The organism is Actinomadura sp. NPDC047616 (assembly GCF_040642915.1).
Classification (GTDB): Bacteria; Actinomycetota; Actinomycetes; order Streptosporangiales; family Streptosporangiaceae; genus Spirillospora; species Spirillospora miaoliensis.
The window spans coordinates 342533-348962 of record NZ_JBEYTB010000010.1; the positions used below are offsets into that span (position 1 = coordinate 342533).

Sequence of the window (6430 nt, forward strand, 5' to 3'; positions counted from 1 at the left end):
TCCCGCTGGAAGGAGGGGATGCTCGGGCGACGGGCCGCGGTCAGGGGAACGGGCCGGTGCCGGTGATCTGGTCATAAACGGCCAGCGAACGGCGGCCGACCTCGATGCCGGCGGCGTCGGAACGGGCGAGTAGGAAACCCAGCGCGCCCTGCTGCTGGTGGCGCCGTCGCCGGGCCGCCAGCTGGTCGCTCGGTTCGGCCGGGTCATGGCCGGTGGTGGTGGCGCGGGTGTGTCCGTCGGGCAGCCCGCGCCAGTGCTCGGGATCGACGATGCGGTTTCCGCGTCCGGTGGCTCGGGGGTGCACTGCCAGCAGCTTGATCCCGTTCTCGTCCGGGACGGTGGCGTGCAGGCTGACCGTGGCCGAGGACGCCCGCACCTCGACCAGCTGCCGGTGGAACACCCGGGTCGCGGGGACCGAGTAGAGGTTGGCCTCGAACGCGACCAGGCAGTCCTTGGCGACGTGCCGCTGATGCCGATCGGCGGCCAGATATGGCTTGGCGGGAACCGGCCGCAACGCCAGGTGGTCGCGGCGGGCCCGGACCCCGATCACCTCGCCGTGCGTGCGGTGGACGGTCCGGCGCCGAACCGGCACCCAGGCCAAGAACGCCCTGTCCAGTTCCTCCAGACAGGAGAACGAGCGGCCCGCCAGCACATGGTCGCGGACGATCAGCACCTGCCGCTCCACCCGGCCCTTGCCGGTGGGGCGATAGGCGGCCAGCACGTCGATGTCGAAGTCGTAGTGCCCGGCGAACGCCACCGCCTCCGGATGCAACGGCACCGCTTTGCCCGGCGCGACGTGACGACGGACCACGGTCTTGGTCCGGTCGTAGACGACCGACCCCGGCACCCCGCCGAAGTGCTCGAACGCCCGCCGATGGCAGGCCCAGAACGTCGCCAGGTCCTGGCTGGTGGTGAAGCACACGAACGGGTCACGCGAGTACGACAGCGTCTTGTGGAAGGAATAGACCTTCGCGATCCCCGCATGCGCCAGGATGCCGCCCTCATCGCCCCAGTCCACCTGGGCCTGGGCTCCCGGCACCACCTCGAACCGGCGGTGCAACCGGGCCAGCTCGCGGGGAGTGAACCCCAGTTCCTCGGCAATCCGCGGCCGGGCCTGCTGCAGATACAGCTTGACCCGCTGGTAGGTGCCCGGGAAGCCGTATTCCTCGACCAGCCGCTCGTGCACGACCGTGGCCTTCAGCAACAGCTCGGCCCGCAGCCACGCGTCGATCACCGGCGCGTACTGCTCGATCATCTGCCAGCGCCGGCTCGGCCGCGGGACCGCCGCCGGAGGCGCTGCCGGGCCGTCGTCGTCCTCCACATACTTCTTCACCGTGCGCCAGTTCAGCCCGGTCTCCCGGGCGATCTCCGAGATCGACGCGCCCGCGTCCCGCAACGCGCGGAACCGGCGCAGCTCAAGCCACCGCTCAGCCTCCAGCACCACCGCGACCTGCCCCTCACCGTGATGATCACCATCACCCGGCAGGCTTCAAGATCACCGCCACAACGCAGCGGCCGACACGCTGATCACCTCTGCACGTTTACCTGTACCTGGGTCTGCACTGGGCCCCGTACACCGACAGTCCTTCACACCGAGACGCTACTGCCCGCAAAGCAACCGCTCATGGCGCACGTTTCGCCAGCACGGCCTGCCGATCAAACATCCGGCCGCCTCCGCGCGGCGCTACATGGTTTCCGCCGTGCCTCCGCGGCGCTCGTTTGAGACCGGTTTGCGCAGCAAGGCGAGGGTGGCCGCTGGGAACAGGAGAACCGACAAAAGACCCGCGCAGATCAGCGCCGTTGCAGTCACAGGAGTCATCAGGCCGAGCGCGACGCCGATCTGCGTTGCGACAACCAAGAACGGCAGCGACGTCGCCTGCAGCAGCCCGGCCGCGACCGAGGAGCGTGTGCCAAGCGAGCGCTGGTAGAGCAGTGCTGGAAGCCCGCGCACGAGCAGCAGCGCGAGGAGGAATAGCGGCACTCGCAGTAACGCGGACGGAGTCGCGATCAACCCTCCGAGGTCGAGCTGCACACCGCTGGCGACGAAGAACACCGGAATCAGGAACCCGTACCCAATCGCTTCCAGCTTCGTCCGGAAATGCGGATGCGTAGCCGAGTCACGATCGACAAAGCCTACGACCACACCAGCCAGAAACGCGCCCAGGATGCTCTCGAGACCAAATCCCTCGGCGAGCACAACGAAGGCCACAAGCAGCACTACCGCCGCACGAACCCGGATCTCCGCGGTGGTGTCCTGCAATCGCAGGAAAAGATCCCCCAGACGCATCGACCGCCCTGCCAAAGCCACCGCGATCCCAATGGCGACCACGAAGGCGACGAAGACGATCAGCGACACGAGTCGGCCTCCGGTGCTGCCGCCAGACACGGAAAAGAGCAGCGACAGCAGGACCACCGCGGCGAGGTCGGCCACGGAAGACGCTGTGATCGTTGTTTGCCCCATCGCCTGGTCCGCGCGCCCGGCGTCCTTGAGGACGGGGACAACCAGACCGAGCGACGTCGCGGACAACGCCACCGCGATCAGCATCGGGTCACCCACCCAGCCTGCCGCGCCGAACGAGAAGCCCGCCGCCACGCCGATCGCCAAGCTCACCACGTAGCCGATCAAGGCCACCCGCGGCAGCGACCCGCACAGGCGATGGAGGTCAACCTCCAGGCCTGCGAGAAACAGGAGAAACGCCAGCCCCAGCAACGCCACGATCTGCACCGCCTGGTCCATGCGCACCAGACCCAGCACCGATGGCCCCACGATGACCCCGGCCGCGATCTCCAGGACCACCGACGGGATCCGCAGCCGCGGTGCCAGCCCGAGCAACAAGGGCGCCAGCAAGGCGATGATCGTCAGTATCAGAAGGTTGCCGAAGCTCGGCATGGCTAACCCCTCACTCAACCGCTAGACGAGTGATTCCTAATGATCACGATGTGGCAGACCCGCCACGGCATGCAAAGAGGGTGCCCAAGATCAACGGCGGTGATGCAAGCCCTGCTCGGGTTCACCTCCGAGGCCCGCTGGCTGCGGTACGTGCGCACCAACCCTGCGGCACCTGTTCCCTTCGTCCCACAGCAACCCGGCTACAACAAGCGCCTGCGGGCCGCCCTGCCGCAGATCAAACGCATCATCCGCACCCTGGCGGCCGACACCGGCTTCTGGCACGACACCATCTGGATCGCCGACTCCACCCCGGTGGAGTGCGGCCGGTCCCGCCCGACCGTCCAGCGATCGCAGATGGCCGGCTGGGCCGACTACGGGTACTGCCGCTCCCACACGCGCTGGTGCTGGGGGCTGCGGCTGTATCTGATCTGCACTCCATCGGGGATGCCGGTCACCTGGGCGCTGGCCAACCCCAAGCTGGACGAGCGTGAAGTGGTGGCCGCGATGCTGGAGTCGAGCCGGAACTGGCCGCCGACCGGCCGGGACTGCTGCTGATCGCCGACAAGGGCTTTCGGGCCCGCTGGTTCGACGACGAGCTGGCCGCCCAGCACGGGATCGAGCTGCTGCGGCCGTCGATGCGCAGCGAATCGGCCCGCCTGGGCGAGCACCTGCTCAAGCCGGTCAGGCAGCTGATCGAGTCGGTCAACGACACCCTCAAGGGCCAGCTCCACCTCGAGCAACACGGCGGCCGCACCTTCGAGGGCGTGGCCGTGCGCGTCGCCCAGCGGATCCTGGCCATGGCGGCGGCGATCTGGCACAACCACCACACCGGCCAGCCGGTCACCCGCTCACTGATCGCCTACGACCATTAGGAATCACTCGTCTAGTGTCCCGCACCTTAAATTCGTTGAGGAAATGTAGGGTTGCTGGATGGCTCGCAGGGGTCGGCCGGTGGCCGAGGTGACGTTGACCGATGAGGAGCGCGAGACGCTGGTGCGCTGGGCGCGGCGGGCCAAGTCGTCGCAGGCGTTGGCGCAGCGGTGCCGGATCGTGCTGGGCTGTGCGGACGGCAAGACGAACCAGGAAGTGGCTGCTGAGCTGGGGATCTGGCCGCAGACAGTGGGTAAATGGCGGCGCCGGTTCGCCGAGCGGCGGCTGGAGGGTCTGGTGGACGAGCCGCGGCCGGGTGCCCCACGGAAGATCACCGACGAGCAGATCGAGCAGGTCGTGGTGGCCACGCTGGAGCAAACGCCGAAGAAATGCCACGCACTGGTCACGGGCGTCGATGGCGGCCGAAAGCGGGCTGAGCAAGTCGACGGTCGGGCGGATCTGGAAGGCGTTCGGTCTCAAGCCGCATCAGGTCGACACCTTCAAGCTGTCCAACGACCCGCAGTTCATCGACAAGGTTCGTGACGTCGTCGGCCTGTATCTGGACCCGCCGGAGAAGGCCCTGGTGCTGGCGGTGGACGCCAAGAGCCAGATCCAGGCCCTGGACCGGTCGGCGCCGGTGCTGCCGATGATGCCCGGCATGCCCGAACGCCGCACCCACGACTACCTGCGCAACGGCATCACCACCCTGTTCGCCGCCCTGGACGTGGCCAGCGGCCGGATCATCGGGTCGATCCACCGCCGGCACCGGGCCACCGAGTTCCGCAAGTTCCTGATCAAGATCGACAAAGAAGTCCCGGCCGACCTGGACGTCCATCTGATCTGCGACGACTACGGGACCCACAAGCATCCGAACATCATCAGGTGGCTGGCCGCCCACCCCCGCTTCCACATGCACTTCACCCCCACCTATTCCTCCTGGTTGAACCAGGTGGAACGCTGGTTCGGCCTGCTCACCGAGCAACGCCTCCAGCGCGGCGTCCACAAGACACTGCGGGCCCTGGAGAACGACATCCGAGACTGGATCAAGACCTGGAACGACGATCCCAGGCCGTTCACCTGGACCAAGACCGCTGACGAGATCCTCGAACGTCTCGCGTCATATCTTCAACGAATTCCTGGCGCGGGACACTAGGTGCGCCAGGTACTGGTGCAGCCGCACCCCCGGCCGAAGCCGGACGAGCCCGATGTAGGCGCCACCGGGATCGGTCGAGGTCGCCCGGAACGCGGCGGCACCGGCCGGGATCGTCGTGGGAGCGGTGAAGCCGTCCGGGGCGACGGTGATGTCCGCGGCCGTGTGCTGGGTGATCGCGGCGGACGCCGTGCCGGGGGGGTGAGCGCGGCCGCGGCGGTGGTCGTCAGGGTCAGGGCGAGGGGCGGAGACGATGATCGATCGCATGACCTCACGATCGTCGTCCGGCGTACGCGGCCAGATCGGGCGGCAGATGTCACCCGCGGTCGCTCTCGGGATGCATCCGGACGGGCATCGGTACGGCCGCGGATGTACGCCTCGCATCGACCACGTCCCGGCCTGGTCGGGAGTCCGGCACGCTGACCCAACCTGCGAGGCGTGAGTCCGGTTCGGACGATGCCGTCCAGGCAATGGCCGACGTTCAGCTGCTCAGAGCCTCGGCTCTGTGCTCGCAGGCCGGTTTGACCAGCGCGTTTGGGGGTAGGCCGGGAGGCCCTGCGGGCGAGCCTGAGGCGACGTCGCGAGGCACAAGTCGTACGGCCTGTCGATGGGCAGCACTTTGTCTCCACCACAAAGCAAGTTGTGAGCCCGAATCGACGAACACGGCCGCCAACGGGCGAGAGGTCGGGACACCGGTTCGGAAAGGTGGCCGACGCGAGATCGTCCGTTCCGGGCTGGCCTACGGAGGTGTAGCACCGTGTCGAAGAAGGAATCAGCGCGCGGGACCGCCGAGCACGCGAGCGCCGCGGCGTCCGGATTCAAAACGCTGGCGGACGTCAAGCCGCCCTTCATTCCCGAAGGCGCTTCGGGGATGACCCTCCTCGTCGAGTGGCCTCCAGGTCACCCCGGGCTCGCCCCGCACCGCCACTCGGGGCCGGCGTTCGCCTACGTGATCGAGGGTGCGGTCCGATTCGAACTGGAGGGTGAGCCGGAGCGCGTGGTCAGGGCCGGTGAGACGTTCTGGGAACCGGGCGGCGACGTGATCCATTACCAGGACGGCAACGCCCTGCCGGACGCGCCGACCACGTTCGTCGTGTTCATGCTGTGTGAGCCGGGTCAGCCGATGCTCACGTTCGTGGACGAGGAGGAACTGGCACAACGCGCCCACCTGCGCGCCCCGCGTCCCACCGCCGGCTGATCCGCCTGTTCGCAACGGCGGAGCCCGGGCCCGCACCGGACCCGGGCGCCTCCACCGCATTGGTGCAGGGAAGCATCGCCGCGACGCGCGGAGTGAGCACGCCCGTTTCAGCTTGACGGGCGAGGCGTTCGAGCGACTCTGTGTCAGTGGCGTGCAGGTGGACCATTATCGGGTGCACCTTGATACCTCGCTCGGCCGGTTCGTTCCAGAAGCGCACCGTGGCCAGCCAGCGCGGACCGGCCCGGGTGGGTGCCGGTGTTCACCGGCCTGTCGGTGTGTCAGTTCCGCAAGCTGGTGCGGATCGTCGCAGGCCGCGGTGGTG

7 protein-coding genes and 1 pseudogene are annotated in these 6430 nt (G+C 68.1%); 5 read left to right on the forward strand and 3 right to left on the reverse strand.

The annotated features are described in order from the left end of the window. Window positions 1-40: 40 nt before the first annotated feature. Complete coding sequence (gene istA / locus ABZ801_RS24905; RefSeq protein WP_360701882.1) at window positions 41-1444, reverse strand: IS21 family transposase; 1404 nt, start codon at window positions 1442-1444, stop codon at window positions 41-43. Between the two features lie 240 nt (window positions 1445-1684). Beyond that, a complete protein-coding gene (locus ABZ801_RS24910; RefSeq protein ID WP_360701884.1) occupies window positions 1685-2890 on the reverse strand; it encodes a cation:proton antiporter in 1206 nt (401 codons plus the stop codon). Between the two features lie 99 nt (window positions 2891-2989). Between ABZ801_RS24910 and ABZ801_RS24915 the strand changes: the two genes are divergently transcribed. The 4 genes and pseudogenes from ABZ801_RS24915 (at window position 2990) to ABZ801_RS24930 (ending at window position 4913) form a co-directional block, all read left to right on the forward strand. Further along, window positions 2990-3445 carry a hypothetical protein gene (locus ABZ801_RS24915; protein WP_360701886.1) on the forward strand — a complete coding sequence of 152 codons (456 nt, stop codon included), beginning with the start codon at window positions 2990-2992 and terminating at the stop codon, window positions 3443-3445. A gap of 80 nt (window positions 3446-3525) precedes the next feature. Further along, the gene (locus ABZ801_RS24920) at window positions 3526-3762 is read left to right on the forward strand and encodes a hypothetical protein (RefSeq protein WP_360701888.1); all 237 of its coding nucleotides are present in this window, start codon (window positions 3526-3528) and stop codon (window positions 3760-3762) included. 58 nt (window positions 3763-3820) lie between these two features. After that, window positions 3821-4141, forward strand: a pseudogene (locus ABZ801_RS24925) (helix-turn-helix domain-containing protein); the annotation flags it as partial. Then, window positions 4077-4913 (forward strand): IS630 family transposase, encoded by an 837-nt coding sequence (locus ABZ801_RS24930; protein ID WP_360701891.1) that lies wholly within the window; start codon window positions 4077-4079, stop codon window positions 4911-4913. The pseudogene ABZ801_RS24925 and the gene ABZ801_RS24930, both read left to right, overlap by 65 nt. On the opposite strand, the gene ABZ801_RS24935 is transcribed toward ABZ801_RS24930, so the two are convergent. After that, a complete protein-coding gene (locus ABZ801_RS24935) occupies window positions 4878-5177 on the reverse strand; it encodes a hypothetical protein (protein ID WP_360701894.1) in 300 nt (99 codons plus the stop codon). The genes ABZ801_RS24930 and ABZ801_RS24935 overlap by 36 nt on opposite strands. A 604-nt stretch (window positions 5178-5781) precedes the next feature. On the opposite strand from ABZ801_RS24935, the gene ABZ801_RS24940 reads away from it, so the two are divergent. Continuing rightward, complete coding sequence (locus ABZ801_RS24940) at window positions 5782-6108, forward strand: cupin domain-containing protein (RefSeq protein WP_360701897.1); 327 nt, start codon at window positions 5782-5784, stop codon at window positions 6106-6108. Window positions 6109-6430: the final 322 nt, after the last annotated feature.